Raw genomic sequence first — 24,746 nt, 5'->3', positions numbered from 1 at the left:
CTGTAGTATACTACTTTTGATTCAAACTACATTTGATTATAAACAACTGCGATCAATTATTGACTTTTAAGTTGAATTTAGGCGGCAATGACGGTGGACTTATTTCAGAGTTGAGGTCAGATTTAATTGATAAATTATTTAGATACCGAGAATATATTATTCAATAACTTTTTGAAAAGTCTATCAACAGGGACTTAAAATAATCAATTACCATTAACAGGATATGAAGTACAAGTTTGTAAAACTTGTTTAGATCGTTATGGTTTAACTTGTATATTGAGAATAATAATTGTGTTTTAAATTTTTTATGACTCACATTAATAATTATATTTTTTAGTAATTTAAGCCTAAATTAGGACAGCTTGAAAAGCTAACGTCTAACTTTTGTGATACCAGTGATAGCTGATAACAAAAACCATCCTAATAGATTGACCCGAACATCAAAAAGAGTGACATCAAATAGATTGAATAAAATACAACTACAAAAACTTATTAAATAAGTAAACAGTAGTAAATGTTCTTCACGCTTTTCTTGCTTATTAGACCATTGAACTAAATTTCTTACCGCTCGAAATATCACATTCCCCACAATGGCACAAAAAAGTAAGGTTCCAGGGATGCCAATTTCAGCAAACAACATTAAAAATAAGTTATGGGGATGTCCCATCCACACATTCATTTCAGTTTGGTAGACTGGGGTAAAATTCCGCAGTCCCCATCCCAACCAAGGCTGTTGTAATATCATTTCTGTAGCGACTTTCCATTGGGTAGTCCGTAAAGCAGTGACGTAGCGATCATCATATAATTCATCCGTCAATCTCGTCCAAAAATAAGCAGGAACTAGTTCACGCATAGTTCCCTGTCCCCAAGGAGCCCAAGCAGCCCAAACAACCATTCCAACAGCGATAACCGCTAGGTAAATGACCCAATACCGACGTAAATAAACGGCAAAGGCCATCACCCCTAACAAGGCTAATCCCCAGGCACTGCGAGAATTGGTAAAAATTAGTCCCAGGCTATTTCCTACCATCGCAAGACTTAGAATAATTAGTTTCCCAACTATCTCTGGTCTGTGTTTCTCTTGCCAGTGACGATAGATATCAATCCATAACCCCAAAGCCAATAAAAAAGAAATTAGAAGATAAATAGCTAAAGTATTAGCATACATCAAAAAAGAAGACATTCTGCCGTCAGGGTTACCATAAGCTAGTAATTTAATCCCAATACTGCTAAAAATGGGGGGACTTTCCCAACCCCACCCTAGTTGCATAAACCCAAACCCAGTCAGAAGAATAGACGTTAAAACCAACCACCAAGCAAATTGATACAGTCGACATAAATTAGCAAAAAAAATGGGGAAAGCGGCTAATAAGAGAATTCCTGGCAAAAAATTCGGTAATCCTTGGAAGGCAAGAATAGGTTGAAAGGCAAAAAATGTTGTAATAACTAGCCAAAGACTAAATAACCCTAAGAGCCAGGTAAACCGCTCAGAAACAATTTGGTAAAAACGTTGCTGCCACAGGCTAAACAAGGCAATCGTTAAACCTACACCCCCGATAGTGGCAGAAAAGGGGAATAAAAAGACCCCAAATTTGAGAGAATTCTCTACCCATTGAAGATCAATATATCTTGACTGAGGACTCGACAACAAAGACTTCACAATATCAATTGAATAGTTGACAATATTTAGAGTATAAACGATAAATATTGACTATTTTTCACTTATTTAAGTGGTTTCCCAACATTCGGTACGAGTAAGGCGAATCTGAGCTAAAGTAAAAATGACTGGAATAATGCGATTGTAATTAGTAGCAATTGCCCGCCATCCTAAATCAGCCAGTAACCAACCCCATAACACTGGACCAACAAAGGCAAAAACTCCACGAAACGTCCCATAACGGGCAGCCGTCGTAACCATCCCTAGTCTAGCAGTGTTAAGTACAATTCGATTAGTTGCCACTGCCCCACCCCCAACTACAGCTTGTTTGGCAACTTGGTAGCGAGCAAAATAAAGTACAAATTGTTGAGCAATATGTTTAAGTAGCCAGGGTTTTACGAAAGAGTTTATGGCAATCACGCTGCTACCTTTTAACAGAAGACTAAGGCGATTGTTGTGAAAGTTAGCATGGCGGAGTTCGCCCCGGTTAGAGTTAAGCAATGATAGCTCTATTTCTTTAGTCAGGATCTTTTGTTCGCAAAGAGGAAGTTTTTTCCAAGCTTTACTGACCAAATAAAGAAAAATGTCTGCTTCGATATCGGTGGTAGTCATCTGGTTAGAATAAGTAATCTTTAAATACTGGCAAACACGAGTAAGAATTTGACGGTAGCTAACTTGATTACTCTTTTTTCGCAGGACTGTGATGCCATCAGCTCCGAGATAACGAAACCGTTTTTCTACCGCATCTATCCAACTTCTCCAGTCTTGACTTTCCACTTCAATGGGGTCAGGGGTTTGCCAATAATCGAGGGGATTAAATTTACGACAAAAAAGAATTTGGGTTAAATGACGTAGATCGTCTTCTGTCGCTAATTCTAGCACTGTTCGCAGTTCATCCAATGTTGGTCCCTCCATCAAGGGGTTTTGAGATTTACTTTATCTTATTGGTTTTTAGGTTTGCTGTGGGTTAGTATATATCACAAGTAGTGAGACAGACTGATATACTAGGCAACTTTCTAAAAGTTCTCTCAGCTATCTAGGTCTTTTAAATTCAAGTCTACGACTGCCAACTGAATATTGGTATGTCATCAGGGACAGGTAAGGAGGAGTTGACTTACAAACTTCACAGGGTGAGCAATGGGTGATCACACAGTAGGATTATGCATTTCTCCTTGGAGTAAATAAGCCGTTGCGAGATCTTCTCCTTTCCAGTCAAAACACACTTCATAATCAAGAATTTACCCCCATCATTCACTCACCAGTTGCAAGACTTTGTAGATAGATTCGAACAAGGCAGATGCCGCAAGCAAATAAAATTGGTTTTAATAAAGCAGAATTATATCAATCATCCCTTTGTTCAAAACTTATCTACTGAATAGTAGAATTAACAGGTCGGTGTAGCATCCATATCCACTACTAGAAACCCTAAGGGACAATGTCCAAATATTCCCAGACCTCTATTTCTACCTGAGGAATATTCTGTTTAGAAATAAATTCCTCCATAATGGTTTGATGGAAATGTAAGCCTTCTTCTCATCCCACCGGATTTAATGTTTATATGAACATACCAAAATGTATTATGTCTTCTATTTTAATGCTTATACTTCCATGAATATAAGTTGATTAACAAATCGTCTTTGTAAGAAATTTGGAGTAGTCGGGTTGTCATGGATAGGTTACGGTCACAACGAATCTAAGAAAATTTGGAAATGTATTTCTCCTTGTTCTCATAAAATCATCTTTTTACTATCTCAATACTGTTTCTAATACAAAGATAAGTCTTTTTCAACTAATTACTCAACGTCTCAGTCAGTTTAACTTTATCTGGAGGTAATGGCTAAGACAAAAATATAAACTTGTTCTAGGACATCTGCTTTTGGCAGGGGTTCCAAAAGTTGGGTTTGACTCGATAGATTAGTCCCTATAGAAATCCTTTCTAAGTGCTTAATAGCCAGAATTACTTCAACATAAGCAGACTAATATAGACATTTTATTATTATCCTAATCATGGCATAAGTGAGGTTTTATTTTCAAACTTTTACCGAAGAAAGTTGTCCTCTCTATTGAGTAAAATTAGTTTTGAGAACTTGGACTAGGATTTCTTCTGTTTATGTGGCAGTTATTTTCCGACATTCTCTGTTAATCATAAGAAGAAAGAGCTTCTGTTATTAAAATATCTACAAGGGGTCTTACCCCATAATGTTGTTCAACGATGCTGAAAAAGATCGAAACAATTAAACCTACACTTAAACCTTCAATAATTTGCTATTGAGGCGGTTCAGTCTATTATTCTCTGAGTTTATGAGTTTTTCTAGGAGATGGTCGTCAAGGTCTATAAGGACTTCTACTATTAGACCCAATTGCCATACTATCCTAAAAAAAAATACAGAAAATTTAATTTATTAAAATTGGTTAGATTCTCGATTTTTCTTTGATTTTATTGAGTAAATAATAACGATTCAGCAAAATTTTTTTATTGATCGTTTCAAAAGACTCATTAACTGAAGGTTCATCTACTAACGTCTATAATCTTTCTGCCAACTCTAATTATGGAGAATAATCTAGAAAACATTTTTTAAGGATTTATTCAAGTTTTTTTTATGATGCTATCTTTCATTACATTGAATCTATTTTTTTTAAAAAATAGATTTTTTTGCTAGAAATCCAATAATTTAATTTAACTATTTCGCATTTATTTCTGATGCTAGATATTATAATATTTATATTTTTTTAGTTAGTAATTTTATAAATATATATACATATTGCCATTCATAGCCTTGGCTTACCATAACAGTTTATATTTTTTAAATGAGACTCTGAACTTCTCTTTAAATTGGCTTTAATCATACTCTAGTTTTATCAAACAACCATATGTATACTTCGGCTTACGGATATCTTTTTTCTGATTTTTAGAATTTTAAAAGTAGATTTTAAATAAATCTTTCTTGTTCAAGAGGCTCTCTATTTTTAGGTTTTAGTGTCAGACTCTAACAAAAGTAGATGAGCTTTTTAAGTAAAATCATTTTTTTGTTTAGTCCAAAACTTTTTCAACACAATTCTCTTTTTCTATTCAACGAGCTATTCTCATTCCTTTCCACATTCCTCTATCTGCATAGTCTTGATTTTATTAATTAAAAAATTAGATTATATTCCTATATATAGGTAATTAAAGTTATATATTTAATACTTGAATCTATTTAAAGATTAATTATTTTTAGCAGAAAATTTAAAAAATAGCTAAATAATATTTTTGATAAAATATGCTCATAAAATTATTATGAGTATGTTTTATACTTTTTTTCTGAAAAATTTAATCCTGGACTATAAGTCAATAAGAAATATAGATATTTTTTATTGACTTATAGTTTTAGCTTTGGTTTAACTAAACTACGTATATATACTGAATTATTGTCGAGAATTATCACTGGATTAATTCCTTTATTTTCTTGCATTATTTTTGGTTTTGTCTGAAAATTTTGATATTTTTATTTTTTTAAAAAAAATCTAGTAAATTTATACTTTTCAAATTCTAGTTTTTTAATTAACTTACTTTTTTTAAAAAAGGAGTTAATATTTCTATTTTTTATAGGATAAAATTTAAATACAAATATTATCTTATTGTTCTGATTTTATAGAGAAGTTAACTTTTATACTTATTGACTATTTAATTAGACTAACTTTTTTGGCAGATAAACTATTATCTGTAATATTTGCTTGTTTTAAACAATATTTCTATATTAGACTGATTTAAACTTACCTGCTTGGCTACCCATCTATCATATTTAGTTTAAAAGAGCTATCATCTAAAAGGACTACTTATAAAGTTTATTTTCAGAGAACTCTAGAGTGTGTTAAAGCAGTACAACACTTATGTATCGTAAAAATCCATAAAGAACTTGAAGAACAATTTCAAGGAAATAAAAATAAATTAGTATCGTCGATTTTCATGAAAATTACCTATTATCTATAGAATGGTACTCAAAATAAATTTATTGATTTAATTTTTATTAAAGTGATGTATTTTCTCTAAAGACTAAGCGAGAAGCTTCAACAATTTTTTCGATTCAAGAGGAAGATTTGAGACTACAATAACCAAAGTGAGATAGAGACGGTGGCTTAACTCTAGGAAGTAGTATTTATGGGCGAATTAGAGAAAATACCAGTCGGGATTATTGGAGCTTCAGGGTACGGTGGTATACAACTGGTGCGGATATTACTGGAACATCCAAACATAGATATTGTCTATCTTGGAGGGAGTGAAAGTGCAGGGAAACCCTATTGGAATCTCTATCCTCATTTAGCACATCGCGTTGATCTGATTATTGAACCCATTGACATAGATGTAATAGCTACCCGTTGTAAAGTAGTATTTTTGGGACTTCCAAATGGGCTGGCTTGCGAGCTAGTTCCTCAATTACTGGTAAAAGGCTGTAAAGTTCTCGATCTGTCTGCCGACTATCGTTTTCGTAATTTGGATACCTACACTGCCTGGTACAACAAAGATCGCACTGATCACGAAACCGCTATTCAATCTGTCTATGGGCTTCCTGAATTGTACCAAGAAGAAATTAAATCTACTTCTTTGGTGGGATGTCCTGGATGTTATCCTACAGCAAGTTTGATGGCTTTGTCTCCCCTCCTCAAACAAGGCTTAATCCTTCCTGAGACTGCCATTATTGACGCTAAGTCAGGAACATCAGGGGGAGGCCGTCAAGCTAAAACCCATCTCTTACTTTCAGAAGCAGAGGGATCATTTATGGCTTACGAAGTCGCTAAACACCGCCACACACCAGAGATCGAACAAATTTGTTCTGATTTAGCTGGGCATGAAGTTAGGGTTCAGTTTACTCCTCATTTACTCCCCATGGTTCGAGGTATTCTAGCAACAGTTTATGCATCTCTGCGAGATCCTGGGCTAGTTAGAGATGATATTCTGACCATTTATAGTGCATTTTACCGTTCTTTCCCTTTTGTAAAAATTCTCCCTCACGGCATTTATCCTCAAACTAAATGGGCCTGGGGAACTAATCTTTGTTATATTGGGGTTGAAACAGATCCCCATACTGATCGCGTCATCGTTATGTCTGCGATTGATAACCTAGTCAAGGGTCAAGCGGGACAAGCAGTGCAGTGCTTAAACTTAATGATGGGTTGGGACCAAACCCTAGGATTACCTCAATTGTGTTTTTATCCTTAAATAAGAAACAGACAATAACAACAATTTTAGTTTTCCATTGATTTTAACTATGTCGATTCGTACTCTAGATTGAGTTAAAAATGCTGTTTTTTACGAAGTTTATACTGATAGTTTTGCTAAAACAGTCCTTCTAATCAACAATGGTTGTTGAATCCCACCCTGGAAGACTTACCCCCTTATAACTTTTAAAAAGATATAAAGGGGTAAGTCTTTGGGGAGTTTTTGATGGACTTGATTCTTGATTATTTACAGGATTTAGGTATTACTGCCTTATGTTTTAGTCCTGTTTTTTATTCTGCGAGTAATCATCGTTATTACTCGCATAATTACTATACAGTTGCTCCTCTTTTAGGTAGAAATAAAGCTTTTGAAAAACTATTTTAAAAAACATCTAAGACCACTTTAAAGTCATCTTGAGATGGGGTTTTCAGCATACTAGTCAGGGCTTTTTTTAAAATGAAATCTTAAAAAACGGACTCAATTTACTTTGGTTAAATTAATTTAAAATCATCGATTGGCCATTGTCTAGGTTATGATGGCGATTTATTGGTAAATAACCTCTTCTGGATTAATTATCATGCTTTATCCCAATTTAACCACAATAATACCGCCATTAGAGAACACAGAGTGCAGGTGGAGAATGTTGACTTCATTATGGGATTGACAGTTGGCGGTCAGATATACCAGATTGTGTCAAAGTTGAAGGATTTCGATAGAAATTTAGAACACGAGTGAAAGGTCAACTCTGAGGCTTATATTTTTGGGAAAATTGTTATAGATGCTAGTCATTAGTTAGATGGAACGCAATTTGAATGAATTATATTTTTGCTAGGGCGACAACCACTTTTATCGCTGGTGATCGCGTAGCTAAAAAGAGGTTTCTTCTTTTCATAAACACTATTCTACTATTGATGCAGCTCAATATGCTAAAGAAACTAACAACTTATTAGAATGTCATCTTTGGAAAATAGGATTGACCCAATTCAACTTATTTAATAATCATAACACGGCTCAATTATTAACTATTGCTGGAAGGGATCATACCACATTCAAATTAGCAACCTTACTATTATTTATCTTCCCAGGAACCCGTAATATCTTTTATGAGAATTAGATTGGCTGATCTGGAAGTCATGAACCTGTAAGCTAGGGTTCACCAAAAAAGATCAATGGAATCAATAAGTTTTAAATTATCATCGTCAATTAATTAGATTACGTCATACTCATAAAGCTTTACGCATTGGAGAATATCATACCCTATATTCAAAAGAATCGGTTTATATTTTTGCTTTTATTTTAGGAAATAAAGCATTAATTATTGGGGTGAATGGTAATAGAAACCATAGAGAAATTCAGATCTCTTTAATCGAGAAAGCTGAATCAGTTTTCTCGATTAAACCTGATCAAGTTGTTTATGAAGAAATAACTCTCAAGTGGAATGATTCTGATATTATTTTAAATTTTCTGTCCCGTAGTCGTCTAATGGTTACGCCCTCATCTTTTTTTGAAAGAGAGTTTCTTGACTTCACTCCTACTTTCTATCTAGTAAGAATCTTTATTCAACGAGTTTTTAATCGTTATAAGTTTAGCTGTGCCGCTGCAAAACTATTATTAAGTAGGTTATAAACCCTAATCATAAAAAAACAGTAATATTCTTGTAAAACTTTTGAAAAATTACAATATTGAATTATTTTTAGATACTTAACTACAAATTCTATTCCAGAAAGTATCTTAATAAGGATTATTCTTAATACAGTTTAGTTTACACAGTTAGGAGTTTTTTAGTGTTTGCAATGAGTGACTAATTTACTGATCTAGTATTCACTTTTAAGAAACATAATAATAACATGAGCATAAATTTAGCAACCATGTTACAGAAAGTGACAAATTAATTCCACACTTTTACTGAAAGGATTAGTTTTGTCAAGTGTTTGTTGAAAGGAGTTGTTGAAAGAAACTCATACCAAAAATTGATAGTAAACTTCTACTTTGTTTACTCAGCAATAGAAGAAGAAATAGACAAACTTCGCGACTATGAGATGGTCTCTAAAATTTACTTTTACCAATCAAATTGTAAACAAGCTTTAGAGCAAGATTTATACTATGCTCACAGAGCATGAGGTGATGAGATTACTCTCTCAATCTGGACGAGCCTATATACAGCGTATTCAGGAATTAGCTACCCCTTTATTTAAATTATTAGTCGTCTAAGAGCTATGAATTTAGGTGAAGATAGGGATACTGCTTTGTATTAATTTCTCACAATTCCAGATAAAAAAGTTTTTTAAAACAACTATTGTCAAACATGTAATGACTTGCGCATTTTTTGAGCAATGGGCAAGTCATTCTCAATAGAGCCAATGTTATTTTTGTAATGAATATGAAGTGTTCTAAGAATTAGAGGGCAATCTTATCAAAGCTATTAAAAAGCGACGTATTACGTTGCAAGTTTTTAAAAGAAAACTTAATTCTTTAATAAACAATGTTATTGCACAACGTTTATTAGATTCCTGGCAATCTTGGAATCTCGATTCTGATTAGTTAACTTTATTACTATCAAGTGATCAGGATTGTTGAGGTTTATTAAAGAAAAATAAAAGTCTAATACTAAAAATATGCGTCTCAAATTTATTCAGAAAATCCCCTTGTTTCGTAAATCAAACTTAGAGAACTGTTTGTTTTAGATCTGAATAATATATTTATTATTCATAATTATTGAGTAATAAAATCAATAAAAGCTATTTAATAAAATTTAATATCAATCCAGTAATTGAATTATGACTCCGTAACGCAAGAATTGTTTTAACTGTAGTTTTCTTTTCAGAGGCACAGTCTCCCCCTAAGAAAGAAATTACATTCGATGTCATATAATTTAAAAGTCTTCATAGAGCGTTCAATTAACATAAATTAGAGTAAACTTTGGCTTCTCCGCGGAAGTACCATACTACAAATAATGGATACACATCGAACATAGCGAGGCTCGACAGTGTCTTGGTGCAGAAATAAAAAAGTAGTCAGGGTTTGAGACAAAACTATAAAAGCCGGAGGAATAGAATAAATCTAATCGGCGTCTGGAAACGGGCTAAGAAATCAAAGGGCGAACCTCAAGTTTAGGACAGTGAGGATACGTATCCCTAGATTGTGCCAGACAGTCGACAATGTTAAGAAGCCAGAAAGGGGTGAAAGAGTTTTTCTGGTAGTTAAAAACCTATATATTGACAGCTGCTCAATAGCTTGTAGTTTTAACTGTGGAGGTGTCTAGACAAGGGTGGATAAAGAGATAATTTCTTATCTAGAAAAGACCAGTGGAGCAGCTGGGAAGTCTATACTGTATGCTTGGGTAGCTCCTCGGGCGGAATATCAGGAATAAAATTGTGATTTGAACCATTGTTGAACTAAACTAAGTTTTTGAGAATTCCTCTGCTGACGCAGTTGATATTCTTCGTAAGCGCCATTAAGACGGGCTGTGACATAATGAGCTAGGGGATGTTGAGTTCGATCAGGATGCCAAAGACGAATTAAACTCTTATAAGTTTGCTCAACTTGCAGCGAAGTGGGAAAAGGATGAAGGTCTAGAACTTTCCACCAAGGAGACGACTCATCAAAGAGCGCACGGTTAAGGGGGAGAGGGTGTTCACTCACAATAGGTTGCAACCGTTCCCAAGACATTCCATAAAACACCTGATAAATAGTCTGAAGGTTACTTAACCCTAGACGTTGGGTAGCTTGATGGTGCCATTGCCGAAATCTATCGATAGTTTCTTGGTTCCAAAAAGACTGATCCTCTTTGGCCAAAGATTCTAGGATCAGCTTTGGAGTTCTTTTAGGTTCAGGCAAACTCCATAACCAGAATAATTCTGGGACAACTTGGGTGGCAAGGGGAAAATTTTTCCACTCCCAATAATTAACCCCAGGTTTGGCTAATCTTTGATGGTAAAAAATATACCATCCTTTATCCCAGATACACGCGAAAGGGGTCATAAGAGGGGTTGCCAATGGATAAGCTTGTCCACGCAAAGAACTTTGGGGAGCATCTTCTAATAGACACGCGAAAGGGGTCATAAGAGGGGTTGCCAATGAATAAGCTTGTCCACGCAAAGAACTTTGGGGAGCATCTTCCAATAAACAAGTTAGTCGTCTAAATTGGCCCTTAAGCTCTTTGTTTGAAGACTCAGACGGAGGTAATAGCCAACAAATGCCACAGAAAATAAGAGTTAAAAGCAACAAATCCTGGAGTAAATCTCCAACAAACGTTAGAAAATTCATGATTCAGATAATCAATAACCTTCAACGCTCGTAAAAAAAGACGAGCAGAAAACATCTTTAACTTTATATCATAAATAATCTTGGAAAATAATCCAAAATATAATCAACAAGGATTACGAAATATTAAGTTTAAACCAAATTGTTATCTCCATTCTTGATGAGAATCCCTAATATCAATTTTTTTAAAAAAATTCTAAAACTACTAATATATCTTTTTAAGAAAACTACAGTTGAAGTTATATTGCTATCTTTAGCAATAGTTCTAAAGCCAGCATAAGCAAGGTGATAAAGTAAGTTTCTGTAGATGTCTGATGTGTTCTCTTCTCAAAGCTCTGCAGGTGGAATTGTTCAAGAAATTGAGGACTTTTCCCCTGTTTTTTAACACTTAATCTTTTTATTATTCGACAAGATACACTAGAAAAGTCAATCAATAAGTTGTTATCCTAACTAAGGATATGGATGAAAGAAAAAAAATGATCGTACAAAGCGAGTCTTCAATAATGATGTCTACAAGCATAGGGAAGACTCCAGACTATGATGTCATCGTGATTGGCTCAGGAATCGGAGGGTTAGTCACTGCTACTCAATTAGCAGCCAAGGGAGCAAAAGTCCTAGTATTAGAACAGTATTTAATTCCTGGAGGAAGCGCGGGATATTTCGAACGGGAAGGATACCGCTTTGATGTGGGTGCGTCTATGATTTTCGGGTTTGGTAGCCAAGGAACGACCAACTTACTCACCCGCGCTCTAGAAGCCGTTGATGTTAGCCTGGAAACAATTGAAGATCTTGTGCAGATTCATTATCATTTACCTCAAGGATTAGACCTAAAAGTCCATCGAGACTATGAGAAATTTTTAGAAGAATTAATTACTAAATTTCCGCAGGAAAAAACAGGAATTCGCCGTTTTTACGGCGAATGTTGGAAAGTATTTAATTGCCTTAATACTATCGAGTTACTTTCCTTGGAAGAACCTCGTTACTTAACACGGGTCTTTTTTCAAAATCCCGGGGCTTGTTTTAAGTTGATTAAATATTTACCGCAAAATGCGGGAGAAATTGCCCGACGCTACATCAGTGATCTACTTTTATTAAAGTTCATTGATATGGAATGTTACTGCTGGTCAGTGGTTCGGTCCGATCTCACCTCGATGATCAATGCAGGGATGGTATTTTCTGACCGTCATTATGGAGGAATTAATTATCCCAAAGGGGGAGTAGGACAAATTGCCCAGAAATTAGTGGAAGGACTTGAAAAAGTTAAGGGAAAGGTTCAGTTTAAGGCTAAAGTTACTAAAATTTTGCTAGAAAAGGGAAAAGCGGTAGGCGTAGAATTGGCCAGCGGACAACAATATTTTGCTAAGCGTATTGTTTCTAATGCCACTCGTTGGGATACTTTTGAAAAATTATTGGACCCCAAAGTAATGCCGGCTAAGGAAAAACGATGGAGGAATCGTTATCAAAAATCCCCCAGTTTTCTCAGTTTACATTTAGGGGTTAAGGCTGATTTATTGCCTCCTCGAACTGAATGTCATCATGTTTTGTTGGAAAATTGGGATAAGATGGAAGCTGAACAGGGGACGATTTTTGTTTCTATTCCTACTCTTCTTGATCCGAGTTTAGCTCCTCGTGATCATCATATTATCCACACCTTTACTCCAAGCTGGATTAAAGAATGGCAAGGACTCTCTGCTAGGGAATACCAAAAACAAAAAGAAAGATCTAGTAACGACTTAATTGAAAGGTTAGAAAAGATTTTTCCAGGTTTAAACCAAGCTTTGGACTATAAAGAAGTGGGAACACCCCGCACTCATCGACGGTTTTTAGGACGAGATGACGGAACCTATGGCCCTATTCCAAAGCAGAAATTAGCAGGGTTGTTGGGAATGCCTTTTAACCGGACTGAGATCACTGGTCTTTATTGTGTGGGAGACAGTACTTTTCCCGGACAAGGGTTAAATGCAGTTGCCTTCTCTGGGTTTGCTTGCAGCCATCGTATTGCCGTTGATCTAGGTTTGTAAAATTTTTCCCATATTTGAAGTGCAAATACAATTGAATCTAACCAAGTGGTGCAAAAAACATTTTAAGTCATCAGTAAATGGTTAACAGCCAATAGTGACTCGTTAATGATAAATGTTTATCTCCTGATTGTTCATTCAATTTATAGAAACAGGGTATTATTGAAATGCCAGATTCTAGACAATTCTATTGTTTAGAGTAATGCACTATTCATGCTATTGAAACCATTGCTAATTAAAAGGTTATACCATCAAGTACTGGTCCCATTGTTACTGAGATAGATAATTAGCTACTATTCAAGTTTATTAGCTGGACAGCTAGGGATATGTCTTAAGTTTATAAATAAATCCTGTTATAGTTAATATTTTAACCTTGGATCAATAAGTCAATCTAAACCACTTAAAGTGAGGGCAATTTTTAGTTTCTCTAAAACTATCAACGAGATCTTAATAATACAATTATACTTTTACTGAGATTTTTGAGGGATTTTTTTTAGAAAAAGATGATATTCAATAGGAAAATAAATGTGATTTTAATAGAAAAAAATTGAATCTCTATTTAATTAGATAGTAATCGCTTGTAGCTTTAGTCATTTCAAATTATCTATCACCAATAATTTATCTGAACAAAGATTATTCTACTAATTACTCTTTAGTCGGAATATCTGCAGTCCTTAAAATAAAAGTATATATTTAAACTTTGGTGGATAACAACCCGCCAACAACTTGTATGGAACAAACAACTAATAATATTGATTAGTTGTTATGAGGTATAATACTCGCAATTTTTTGACTTTTATTAAAATGGTAATCGCGATTCTATGTCACAAAGAATTTATACATGATGTTCTTAAAGAACAGTTATTTTTTATCGAAAGAAAATGGGTAAACCTAAAACTAGATAAAACAAAAAAATCTACACTTAGAATATAAAATGTTGACATTAGAGAAATTAAGGTTTTATTTTGACTTTAACTCCTCTCAATAGATTAATTGAAGAGATGATTTTTTTAAAAAAACAAAAAAATACAAACTTAAATATATATAAAAATATAAATTCAAATATATATATCAACTTTGATAAGCTCCTATCGGAGAGTCAAACTATTGACTTGACTTCTTGTAAGTTTACAAGAGATACTAATTTAATGAAAAAATGTTCAAGATATCTAGTATTACTGAGTATTTTGAATAATTCTGTTTCCATAAAAAATAAATAAGAAATCCGTATGAAAACTTCTTAGACTATAATTATCTTCCAGGATTTTAGTATATGTTTTTTTTAAAAAAAATGTCATCGTCTTGACAGTCAAATTTTATTATACTTTTTTGAGCTTTTTTACGGATAACAATTGAGTATTTGTACGGCGATTCCTAGTATTAACTTAAGGTTGACTATCTTCAAAGAAGTAGTAGAATCACTTAATGACATAATTAAAATAATTTATGAATTAATAGGTAATTTTGAATACGGTATAATTGTTGTAGGATTAAGTTATTACTTAATAGCTATTTTTGATTTTTATGCTTACCCAGAGAGTATTGTCTAAGTCGCCGCGTTGGCAACGTTCTAAACTTTCTCCTATGATGCGTCAATGGGATATTTTTGGGGTTATTTTTAAATTTTTTTTAGGGTTAGGATGGGATAAACTAATTCGAAATAATTCCTCTAAACGTAGACACAAACGTGCAAGATGGTTGGTGAAAAACTTGTTAGAATTAGGTCCAACATTTATTAAAATTGGTCAGTCCCTTTCTACCCGTGTTGATATTATTCCCTTTGAATATATTCAAGAATTGAGTCAATTACAAGATCGAGTTCCTCCTTTTAATTCAGATGAGGCAATCAACGTAATAGAAACTGAACTAGGTAAGTCAATTGATAAGTTATTTAAGGACTTTGAGTCAATCCCCCTGGCCTCAGCAAGTTTAGGACAAGTTCATCGCGCTAAATTGTATACAGGACAAGAAGTTGTTGTTAAAGTTCAACGAACTGGATTAGAAAAAATTTTTAATTTAGATTTTGAAATTCTACATCGTTTAATTTGTTTACTTAATCGCTATTTTTCTAAATTTAGACAATATCAGCTTGAAGCAATTTACAAAGAGTTTTTTGAGCTTTTATTTCAAGAAATAGATTATATTCGCGAAGGAAAAAATGCAGATCGTTTTCGAAAAAACTTCAAATGCTACTCGCAAATTAAAGTTCCTAAAGTATATTGGAAATATACCACTAAAAGAATCTTAGTGTTAGAATATCTCCCTGGAATTAAAATAGATGATCGTACCACTTTAAAGGATAATGGAATTAATTTAGATAGTATAATTCAACTAGGAATTTGTTCCTATCTAAAACAATTATTAATTGATGGCTTTTTTCAATCCGATCCCCACCCTGGAAATATGGCTGTGAGTCAAAGAGGAGAGTTGATTTTTTATGATTTTGGTACCATGGCAGAAGTTAAATTGATGGCTAAAGCACAAATGATTCAAGCCTTTTTTGCTGTCTTAAAAAGAGATACAGATAAAGTCGTTGAAACTTTAGTCTATATGGGGTTAATTGAACCATTAAAAGATATGAGTTCCATTAAACGGATTGTTGGATTTATCTTGGAAAATTTTCGAGATAAACCGGTAGACGTTAAAGCATTTGAGGTGATTGGTGATGAAGTGTATTCAATGTTCAAAAAACAACCATTTCGTTTACCGCCTCAGATGACGTTTATTATTAAATCTTTGACTACTCTCGATGGTATTGCTCGTGCACTAGATCCTCAATATAACTTGTTAGCAGCAAGCAAACCTTTTGTTAGAAGTATTGTCTTAAGTAAGGGGCAAGGAATAATTATTAGTGCCACAGCTAAACAAGCAAAAGACTTTATCAAAAAAAACTGGCAAAATCCTAATTCAACCAATCGATTAATGCAAAGGCTGGTCCAAAAAATTGACCAAGGGGAACTGCAATTTCGGATTTGTTCTCTAGAAAACAAAAGAACCCTTAAACTTATTAATTTAGGGATTAAATGCTTAATTTATGCCTGTTTAACAGGATTTACTTTGTTATCAACTTTTATGTTAGTCATCACCACATATCTTAAATTGGCTGTGATTGGTTTTGGATTATCAGGGTTATTTGGTTTGTTTTTTTTGGGTTCCATAATTACTTTGATGAATCAGGAAAAAATCAATAATTCTTTTGATCAAAAAAGTTGATTATCTAACTTTTTTGTTTTGTATTTTTCTTATGTAGAAAAACTATTCATGCCAACTTGAACGCCAGGCAGTTTCGGCCTCTACTTTTGCGTATTCCTGTTGCGCTTGACGATAGCTTTGATGTATTTTTTTTAACTTTTCTAAAAACTTACGAATCTCCTTCCGTTTCAAACTTAAAGTCGCATTAGCAAAGACGATTTCTGATAATTGTAACTGAATAGCAGAAAATCTAGTAATTTCTGATTCAGATTCTTCTCCTTTTTCCTTTTTTTCTCGATTAGTCTCCACCAACAAATTAATTATGTTAGGTGTTCTCCCTGCAGACAGTTCTCCTTCTTCGGCTTTAAAAGCCATTTCTAATAACTGAGGAGGTAAATTAGGAGGAATAATTTGAGCTTGCTGCAAATAATTATTAGTTTTTTTAGAAAGACTTTCTAAAGTATCATTAATTCTCTGTTCTATCATCTTACACCAGTTCACTAACTCTTCAGGATTTTCAATTTTTAAAACTTGAAATTCTGGATCTACTTCTGAATCATTTATCTTAGATAAAGGTTCTTCTAACTCAGATAACTGGAATACTATTTGCTCAGTAACAGTAGTCTGTAGAACAGAAGAAGGGGGTTTTGAATAAAATAAAAGTTGGTCCTGAATTTCTTGACCTAATTGACGTAAATTATTTTGTAACTTTTCCCTTTTACTAAAAGATAATTTTAAAAATTGTTCAGGATAAATTTGAGTACAAATATGATAGCAAGCTAAAATTAGTTGTTGTTGAACTGATTGACTCAAAGATTCTAAGTAGTTACTATAAAGTCGACTTAATTCAAGTGCAAGTTCCTTAGTTTTCTCTTCAAAGACTGTCAGATCCTGTCGAATTTGCTGGAGAGATTTGGGCATAATTTTAAGTTCGATTTCGATTACTTTCTAACTAACAGTTTACTTAGTAGATTTACGATCAATGTTAAAAAGGCAAAAGTTTAGCAATATCGCTCTTTCTTTTGCCTTTTACAAAAAGTCTATATAAGAAGAAGACTATTTTTCTTTTTCCCTTTTTTACAGAGGATCTTTAAGGGGATTTCAGCCTTGGCTGACGGAGCCAATTATTTCTACAGAAGTTCCAGTCTGAGGGGCAACTCCTTCCACTTTCTCTTCTCCCTTAATTTATAGATCAGAACTTATTTGACCAGTTTGTTCCGCTACTTCTTTGGCAAAATTGGTTTCCAGCTTTTCAATCCCTTCTCCAAGAACAAAGCGAGTAAAACGGCGGACTTGAATATTTTCTCCTAGTTGAGAAATAGTTTGTTTAATCAACTCTTCAATATCAATGCTTTGGTCGCGAATATAGGGTTGATTCATCAAAGATAATTCTTTTATCCGCTTTTCAATCCGTCCTTGAACAATCTTTTCCTTGATGTTGTCAGGTTTACTGCCTAAATCATCTCGCCCCATCTCAATTTCTTTTTCCTTAGCGATGACGGCTTCCGGAATATCTGCCCCTTGAATGTACTCTACATTAGGACAGGCGGCAATTTGCATAGCCACATTACGAACAAGATTTTTAAATTCATCTCGGCGAGCAACAAAGTCAGTTTCGCAGTTAACTTCTACGAGAACTCCAATGCGGCCTCCTGTATGAATATAACTTTCTACCAATCCTTCTGCCGTTTGTCGTCCAGATTTTTTCTCGGCTGAGGTGATCCCTTTTTGCCGTAGCCATTCTATAGCTTTAGTCATATCGCCTCGGTTTTCTCGGAGTGCTTTTTTGCAATCCATCATGCCAGCACCCGTTTTTTCTCGAAGCTCTTTAACCTGTTTTGCTGAGATTTCCGCCATGTTAACTTTATGTTCCTAATGCTTTAACTATAATGACTTGAACCGCTAAGATTAAACTGTAGTTGCCGTCTTAGATTCTCAGCAACATCACTTCTGCCACATCCCTTCTATCGAAATTAGTGTTTCGACAGAAGGGATTTCCAGGCTTATTAGGTTTTCCTGATCATCTTTCCAAAATTACCCTGTTGGCTTGAGTGTTAGGCTTAACTTGTTGAGTGACCCTCAGTAGGTGTTTTTCGATTCATCTTAGAATCCTATCACAAGTTATACTCTACAGTTCCCCTTCAATGATAAGGAAACTTAGTCGTGGTTATTTTATTTAACCAGAAGGGTGGAAGATCTCTAGACATTACAAAGACATCTCGTTAACTTAGACCACCTAAAATGAGGCGAATTTACTCCTCTTCATGATTAGTTTCTTCATGATTCGTTTTGTCGTTAATGATTTCCTGTGAGTCTAGACTTTCTGTCTCATCCTCTTCTTCCTTAATGATTTCCTGTGAGTCTAGACTTTCTGTCTCATCCTCTTCTTCCTTAATGATTTCCTGTGAGTCTAGACTTTCTGTCTCATCCTCTTCTTCCTTAATGATTTCCTGTGAGTCTAGACTTTCTGTCTCATCCTCTTCTTCCTTAATGATTTCCTGTGAGTCTAAACTTTCTGTCTCATCCTCTTCTTCCTTATAATCATAATAGTCCTCATAATCATCTCCTTCGAGGTTTTCTTCAAACTCTTCGTAATCCACTTGAGAGTCAAGTTCGCCATGACGACCTTCGTAAATAGCATCAGCTAATTTACCCAGAATCAGCTTAATTGAACGAATAGCATCGTCGTTAGCTGGAATAGGAATATCAGCGAAGTCAGGATCACAGTTAGTATCTAGAAGAGAGATAATGGGAATTCCTAGTTTTTGGCACTCAGAAATGGCATTGTATTCCCGTCGCTGATCGACAATAACTACCACATCGGGAGGCTTGCGCATGGTTTTAATCCCACCCAGGTACTTATCGAGTTTTCCTAGTTCTCGTCGTAACATCGATCCTTCTTTCTTGGGACGGCGAGCTAGGTTTCCACTAGTTTCCATAGACTCTAATTCTTTGAGGCGTTCAACTCTGGTTTTAATGGTTTCCCAGTTGGTGAGCATTCCTCCTAACCAACGTTGGTTAACGTAATTTGCTCCACAACGAGAGGCTTCTTGAGCAATAATCCCAGCTGCTTGACGTTTAGTCCCCACAAAAAGAAACCGCTTCCCTTTACTTGAAGAGACGCGTACATATTCGTAAGCATCTTCCATTAATTGGGCGGTTTGTACTAAATCTATAATATGAACCCCATTACGAGCTGTGTAAATATAGGGGTCCATTTTTGGGTTCCAGCGGCGGGTCTGATGACCGAAGTGAACTCCAGACTCTAGCAATTCTGCAAGGGAAACAACTGACATTTTAATTTTCTCCTATTCGGGTTTATCCTCCATTCAGATGGATTTCTCACAAGAAACACCCGAAGTCCTGAATGTGCGATATGTTGACTGCATTTTAACTATATCACATTTAGTCTCTAAAATTTTGAGTGTACTTTCAAAAAATGTTAAGTCTTAACTTTAGTAAAGTTACAGACTAAATAATGGTGGTGATCGCGAGATCAGTAGGGAATTAAATTTTATTTATTAAAATGAAAAAGTAACTCTAAATAAATATTCAAGAAAGCTAATTATTTTGTATCTTTATATTCAAGCTAAGCAATTAGAGCTCAATTTATATTAATTTAATTGGTATTTCTCAGGGCAACTCTTTTGAGTAATACCTTGTTTTTCTTATTTTTACTAAATTAAATTTATCTTCAAACATACCTTCAGCAATTTCCTCAGTTAGATCTGATATCATCCCCCTCCTATTAAATTAGTTCCTAGACCATAAATTAGTAAAAATTATAGATATAGTTATTTTCTTTTGTTGTTTAATTAGGATTTAAACAAGTAGCTTATTTGTAGACACTCAATAATAGTTAATTGTTGCAAAATGGAGTATCCACGATTTTTATATACCTCTTAATTTAAGATAGTTACTATTTTTTAAATTTTTATGTAAGATGTAAATTAATTATTTTTTATATTCATTTTTTTACAAATATTTTTAATTTTTTTTGTAAAAAATTATCTTTACTTATAGAAAAAAATGAATATTTTCTCTATTTTAAAACACATAAATATTAAGTCCCTGTAACCACTAAATATCAATATACTTGGCATATTTTTATATAGAATTAGATATAAATGCCATGATTATAAACCTCCTAAACTATGATAAATTAATAGTAAATACGGAACTAGAATTGATAATCATGGAAAAATAACTTCTTTAATGGATTAAAAATATTTAGATATTCTGGAAAAATTTTAAACTAAAAATACTTTAATTTTTTCCTCGTTGTTTGTTCCCAGAATAAATATCATCTTCTTATCAATGTAAAAAAAAATGTTAAATAATTCCTACCCCCATGCCTCTAATTATTCTTAATCTAAGAGAATTAATTTTGTAGTGTAGAGCAAGTAATAATAAATATGCCTCAAATCCATTTTTTTATTTTTAAATTAATGTCCTTTGTTCAAAAAGATGTTAGTATCAAAGTCTATACATTATAATTACTGATAGAACTGATGGGAGAAACAATCACCCTATTATCAAAACGAGAAATAGAAAAAATGCGACGGGCTGGACGTTTAGCAGCCCAGTTATTGGATTATCTAGCCCCAATGGTAAAGTCAGGCGTAAGTACCTTGTACTTAAATGACGAGGCCGAACGCTGGACTCAATTGCACAGTGCTACCAGCGCGCCCCTAGGTTATCATGGCTTTCCTAAATCAATTTGTACTAGTATCAACGAGGTGATTTGTCATGGTATTCCTAATGCTAGGCAAATTCTTAAAGAAGGAGACATTATTAACATTGATGTTACACCTATTCTTGATGGTTATCATGGTGATACATCCCGTACTTTTTTTGTCGGAACCCCTTCCTCAAAAGCTCGACAATTAGTAGAAGTTACAGAAGAATGTTTAAGAAGGGGCATTGCTGCGGTGAAGCCTGGAGCTAAAATTGGGGATATTGGGGCTGCAATTCAAGAATACGCCGAATCTTACGGTTTTTCAGTAGTTAGAGATTTTGTTGGTCATGGGGTTAGCAATATTTTCCATACACCTCCCCAAATTCCACATTTTGGACAACGGGGGAAAGGAAAACGCATCCGTCCGGGGATGGTATTTACGATTGAACCCATGATTAATGAGGGAACTTGGGAGGCAGTGATGTTAGACGATGGCTGGACAGCAATTACGAAAGACGGCAAACTTTCAGCCCAATTTGAACATACTCTAGCGGTAACAGAAACAGGGGTAGAAATTTTAACTTTACCTACTTAATAATTTTACTTAGGATTTTGTGCTCTATTTAAAATTAGCTAGTACTGTTTTAAATTAATTTCCTTTACATTTTTTATTATTTTTTTTGTGCTACGGGATAAGTTATGCTAAACTATCTCAAATTATTAATTTAGACTCTGAAAAGTATACAAACAAGGCTTGAGTTTTTTATTAGTTATTAGTCGAGTATAGTAAATGGAGCAGGAATAATTTTTGTGTTAGTGCAAGATCTTTGTTTAAATTATCAGACGGCATTTATTACTATAGCTACTGTAATTTTTGGTACGACAGTTAGATTTTAGCAGCAACTTTCGGGCTAATCTCCTAACTTTCATTTTCCCAAACGTTATGCTGAATTTTAGCTATCTAGATTACGATTAGGAATTTTTTATCCTAAATTAAGTCATCAAGAAAAGTTTATCAGCTCTGTCAGTGGTAGTATGAGTTTCCATTTAGAATATAGAAAATTTAGAAAATGCGATTACCTGTTTGAATTCATTGAGGGCTAGGCTATCCAATTCTATTACCATTACTATTACTTCTCACGGCAGGAAAATCTAGGCTTACGACCCTGCGGGGAATTGATTGACGTTACATCAGTCGGTTTCTTAATTAGCTATATAAGTTACCTGATAGATAAGAGCATAATTAATGCTAACAAGCAAATTAAAAATTATGTCTAGAATTACTCCCTATTTATTTTTATTTCCAGCTATTTTAGTGTTGGTAATGACTGTTCTTTTTCCAGCATTGCAAGCTTTTAGCTTGAGTTTTACCCAGTACGACTATGATATCACCCAAGCACCAAAGTGGATCGGGTTAGAAAATTTTCAACATTTGGCTAAGGATCCTGTGTATTGGAAAACTCTCTACAACACTTTTTTGTACTTAATAGTCGTTGTTCCTGTTTTAGTAACTGTCCCTCTAGGATTGGCAATATTAGTTAATAAAAGAATACGAGGAATTAGTTTATTTCGGGTTGCTTTTTATACTCCTGTTGTTATCTCTATGGTAGTAGCTGGTATTGCTTGGAAAGCCCTTTATCTTTCTAAGGGATTGCTTAATCAATTTCTCAAAGAATTTGGATTTTCTGAAGGAATCTCCTGGTTGACAAGTCCCCAAATTGCTATTTTTAGCGTCATGGCAGTTACTATCTGGAAAGGACTAGGTTATTACATGGTTATTTATCTAGCCGGACTACAATCAATTCCTAATGAGTTATATGAAGCTGCTGCTATCGATGGGTCAGATAGTTTGCGTAAACACTGGGATATAACTATTCCTTTAATGCGTCCTTATTTACTATTAGTTGGGGTCATTTCGGCTATTGCGGCGACTAAAGTATTTGAAGAAATTTATATTATGACCCAAGGAGGCCCTATAAATAGTACTAAAACTGTTGTTTATTATTTGTATGAAAAAGCTTTTCAAGATTTAGAGATTAATTATGCTTGTACTATGGGATTAATCTTATTTTTGGTAATTCTTATACTTTCTATTATTAATTTGAAAATCTCTCAAAATTCTACTTTGTAAAAATTAATAATTCATCTTAACTCATCAAAAATTGATAATTTATTTAAAGCATCTTGGGCGGCGGCTTTAGTCGCCTCCTGTTTACGGCGACCTTTTCCCGTCCCTAATAGTTGTTTATTAATCTGTACACCGAAAATAAACTCTTTTGCATGATCAGGACCTAATTCCTCAATTAAAAAGTATTTAGGGACTTTTTTATAGTTAGCTAATGCCCATTCTTGAAGACGATTCTTGACATCAATAATTTTACTAGAAACTTTTTTTGACTCAGGGATTATTAGAGTATCAATTGCATCTTTAAAAAGTGATCGCACAAACCTCTGTACCGCTTCTATTCCTGCATCGAGAAAATATGCCCCTATAATAGCTTCAAAGGTATCACTCAATAAAGCGGGATTCTTCTGTCCCCCATCTTTGATCGCCCCTTGTCCAAGATACATAAATTCTCCTAAGTCTAAGACCTTTGCAAATTGAGCTAATTGAGGTTCATCAACTAATTTTGACCGCAAACGAGTCAATTGTGCTTCGTTTAATTCAGGATGGCGTCGATAGAGTTCTTCACTTACGACAAATTGTAATACTGCATCACCCAAAAATTCTAAACGTTCATTATGCTCTGTAACGTCACGATGTTCGTTAACGTAAGAGCGGTGGGTTAACGCACAGTCTAACAACGCTTGATTTTTAAACCGAAGAAATATAGTCATAATTAACTGTAAACTATTAACTAACTAACCCAAGTTTTTAATAACCATCCTAAAATAACTCTAACACCACTAGAATAGATAAATTGCCCAAATTTTCCAAAATTTTAACAAATAAGACTTTCTAAAAAAAATTAATGCTTGATTTTCTTTTTTAGAAGACAGTCTACTTTTTAAGATAAGCGATAATTCTTTTAATTCCTCTTGTAGACTTTTCAATTGTTTGTCTAAATAAATGAAGAAAAGGTTTTCTTGAAAAGGAATTTCCTACAAAGTATTGTTGAATTTTTACTGGGCAAATTCGTTGGCAGCTTTCTTTGAGTTCTATGAGAGATAACTGTGTGTTCTTGAGAACCGCTTCAAACAATTCAAAATTATCATACTCATCTTCTGGCTGTTTTAACTTAGCTAAAGGCATACTAGAGACAATTATTGGTTACACTAAAGAATAAGGCATAGCAGTCGCGCCGTCGGGATTGACCAATTAAAGTTAGGTAAACAGCTAAAACCTTGGTTTAACAGGCAACCTGGTTGACTTGTGTTTTTGCTGACCGACCACGCAATAGTTCTATGCATTCTAATTCTAAACCCTAGACTTCCTATGTCTCAAATCACTCAGGTTTATAACTCTGGACAAGCTCGAACTATCAGTTCTATAGAACTTGCCCAGGCATTAGCTGAACAACTTGCCATTACACCCAATGATTGGCATCGTCTAAAAAATGACCGTAAGGCACAGGCTCAGCAACAAATAGCCTCCGCACTGGTTTTTTTAATCAAAGATCAATCACAAGAAGCCCTAGACCATTTGAATCAAGCAGTTGGCTGGTTAGACCGTTCTATTTCTGCTTTTCCTTGTCCAGGTCATGGGACTTCAACTAGAACTTGACCTGGAAAGCTCCAACT

The 24,746-nt window shown here is 34.2% G+C and carries 15 protein-coding genes and 1 pseudogene; 8 read left to right on the top strand and 8 right to left on the bottom strand.

Annotated features, from left to right (window positions below):
- Positions 1 to 370: 370 nt before the first annotated feature.
- Both P3F56_RS09940 and P3F56_RS09935 read right to left on the bottom strand, forming a co-directional pair.
- Positions 371 to 1,660 carry an O-antigen ligase family protein gene (locus P3F56_RS09940; protein WP_281152691.1) on the bottom strand — a complete coding sequence of 430 codons (1,290 nt, stop codon included), beginning with the start codon at positions 1,658 to 1,660 and terminating at the stop codon, positions 371 to 373.
- Positions 1,661 to 1,726: 66 nt separating this feature from the next.
- A complete protein-coding gene (locus P3F56_RS09935; RefSeq protein WP_281152690.1) occupies positions 1,727 to 2,557 on the bottom strand; it encodes a YaaW family protein in 831 nt (276 codons plus the stop codon).
- Positions 2,558 to 5,795: 3,238 nt separating this feature from the next.
- Here P3F56_RS09935 and argC point away from each other — a divergent pair.
- The 3 genes from argC to P3F56_RS10625 all read left to right on the top strand — a co-directional run bounded on the left by argC (position 5,796) and on the right by P3F56_RS10625 (position 8,974).
- Positions 5,796 to 6,854 carry an N-acetyl-gamma-glutamyl-phosphate reductase gene (gene argC, locus P3F56_RS09930; RefSeq protein ID WP_281152689.1) on the top strand — a complete coding sequence of 353 codons (1,059 nt, stop codon included), beginning with the start codon at positions 5,796 to 5,798 and terminating at the stop codon, positions 6,852 to 6,854.
- A gap of 225 nt (positions 6,855 to 7,079) precedes the next feature.
- Positions 7,080 to 7,238 carry an alpha-amylase family glycosyl hydrolase gene (locus tag P3F56_RS09925; protein ID WP_281152688.1) on the top strand — a complete coding sequence of 53 codons (159 nt, stop codon included), beginning with the start codon at positions 7,080 to 7,082 and terminating at the stop codon, positions 7,236 to 7,238.
- A 1,547-nt stretch (positions 7,239 to 8,785) separates the two neighbouring features.
- The gene (locus P3F56_RS10625; protein ID WP_405054753.1) at positions 8,786 to 8,974 is read left to right on the top strand and encodes a biliverdin-producing heme oxygenase; all 189 of its coding nucleotides are present in this window, start codon (positions 8,786 to 8,788) and stop codon (positions 8,972 to 8,974) included.
- Positions 8,975 to 10,214: 1,240 nt separating this feature from the next.
- On the opposite strand, the gene P3F56_RS09920 is transcribed toward P3F56_RS10625, so the two are convergent.
- Positions 10,215 to 11,120, bottom strand: a complete 906-nt coding sequence (locus P3F56_RS09920; RefSeq protein WP_281152687.1) for a J domain-containing protein — start codon at positions 11,118 to 11,120, stop codon at positions 10,215 to 10,217.
- A 500-nt stretch (positions 11,121 to 11,620) separates the two neighbouring features.
- On the opposite strand from P3F56_RS09920, the gene crtH reads away from it, so the two are divergent.
- Together crtH and P3F56_RS09910 are read left to right on the top strand one after the other, a co-directional pair.
- Entirely contained in the window at positions 11,621 to 13,138 is a 1,518-nt protein-coding gene (crtH, locus tag P3F56_RS09915) for a carotenoid isomerase (RefSeq protein WP_281152686.1), read from the top strand.
- Between the two features lie 1,521 nt (positions 13,139 to 14,659).
- Positions 14,660 to 16,348, top strand: a complete 1,689-nt coding sequence (locus tag P3F56_RS09910) for an ABC1 kinase family protein (protein WP_281152685.1) — start codon at positions 14,660 to 14,662, stop codon at positions 16,346 to 16,348.
- A 42-nt stretch (positions 16,349 to 16,390) separates the two neighbouring features.
- On the opposite strand, the gene P3F56_RS09905 is transcribed toward P3F56_RS09910, so the two are convergent.
- From P3F56_RS09905 to rpsB, 3 genes and pseudogenes are all read right to left on the bottom strand, one after another.
- Positions 16,391 to 17,248, bottom strand: a complete 858-nt coding sequence (locus tag P3F56_RS09905; RefSeq protein ID WP_281152684.1) for a hypothetical protein — start codon at positions 17,246 to 17,248, stop codon at positions 16,391 to 16,393.
- Between the two features lie 264 nt (positions 17,249 to 17,512).
- Positions 17,513 to 18,184 carry a translation elongation factor Ts gene (tsf, locus tag P3F56_RS09900; protein WP_281152683.1) on the bottom strand — a complete coding sequence of 224 codons (672 nt, stop codon included), beginning with the start codon at positions 18,182 to 18,184 and terminating at the stop codon, positions 17,513 to 17,515.
- A gap of 638 nt (positions 18,185 to 18,822) precedes the next feature.
- Positions 18,823 to 19,623, bottom strand: a pseudogene (gene rpsB, locus P3F56_RS09895) (30S ribosomal protein S2); the annotation flags it as partial.
- 1,215 nt (positions 19,624 to 20,838) lie between these two features.
- Here rpsB and map point away from each other — a divergent pair.
- Both map and P3F56_RS09885 read left to right on the top strand, forming a co-directional pair.
- Positions 20,839 to 21,600, top strand: a complete 762-nt coding sequence (gene map, locus P3F56_RS09890) for a type I methionyl aminopeptidase (RefSeq protein ID WP_281152682.1) — start codon at positions 20,839 to 20,841, stop codon at positions 21,598 to 21,600.
- 651 nt (positions 21,601 to 22,251) lie between these two features.
- The gene (locus P3F56_RS09885; protein ID WP_281152681.1) at positions 22,252 to 23,136 is read left to right on the top strand and encodes a carbohydrate ABC transporter permease; all 885 of its coding nucleotides are present in this window, start codon (positions 22,252 to 22,254) and stop codon (positions 23,134 to 23,136) included.
- Between the two features lie 11 nt (positions 23,137 to 23,147).
- Here the strand turns inward: P3F56_RS09885 and rnc are convergent, their stop codons facing one another.
- Positions 23,148 to 23,843, bottom strand: a complete 696-nt coding sequence (gene rnc / locus P3F56_RS09880) for a ribonuclease III (protein ID WP_281152680.1) — start codon at positions 23,841 to 23,843, stop codon at positions 23,148 to 23,150.
- A gap of 163 nt (positions 23,844 to 24,006) precedes the next feature.
- Positions 24,007 to 24,258 (bottom strand): hypothetical protein, encoded by a 252-nt coding sequence (locus P3F56_RS09875; protein WP_281152679.1) that lies wholly within the window; start codon positions 24,256 to 24,258, stop codon positions 24,007 to 24,009.
- Between the two features lie 183 nt (positions 24,259 to 24,441).
- On the opposite strand from P3F56_RS09875, the gene P3F56_RS09870 reads away from it, so the two are divergent.
- On the top strand, positions 24,442 to 24,729 hold the full coding sequence (locus P3F56_RS09870) for a DUF6439 family protein (protein ID WP_281152678.1): 288 nt from the start codon (positions 24,442 to 24,444) through the stop codon (positions 24,727 to 24,729).
- Positions 24,730 to 24,746 lie beyond the last annotated feature (17 nt).

The organism is cyanobacterium endosymbiont of Epithemia clementina EcSB (assembly GCF_029919255.1).
In the GTDB taxonomy this organism is placed as follows: Bacteria; Cyanobacteriota; Cyanobacteriia; order Cyanobacteriales; family Microcystaceae; genus Rippkaea.
Note: the sequence above shows the minus strand (reverse complement) of the source record. Positions and strands in the feature narration are given on the sequence as shown.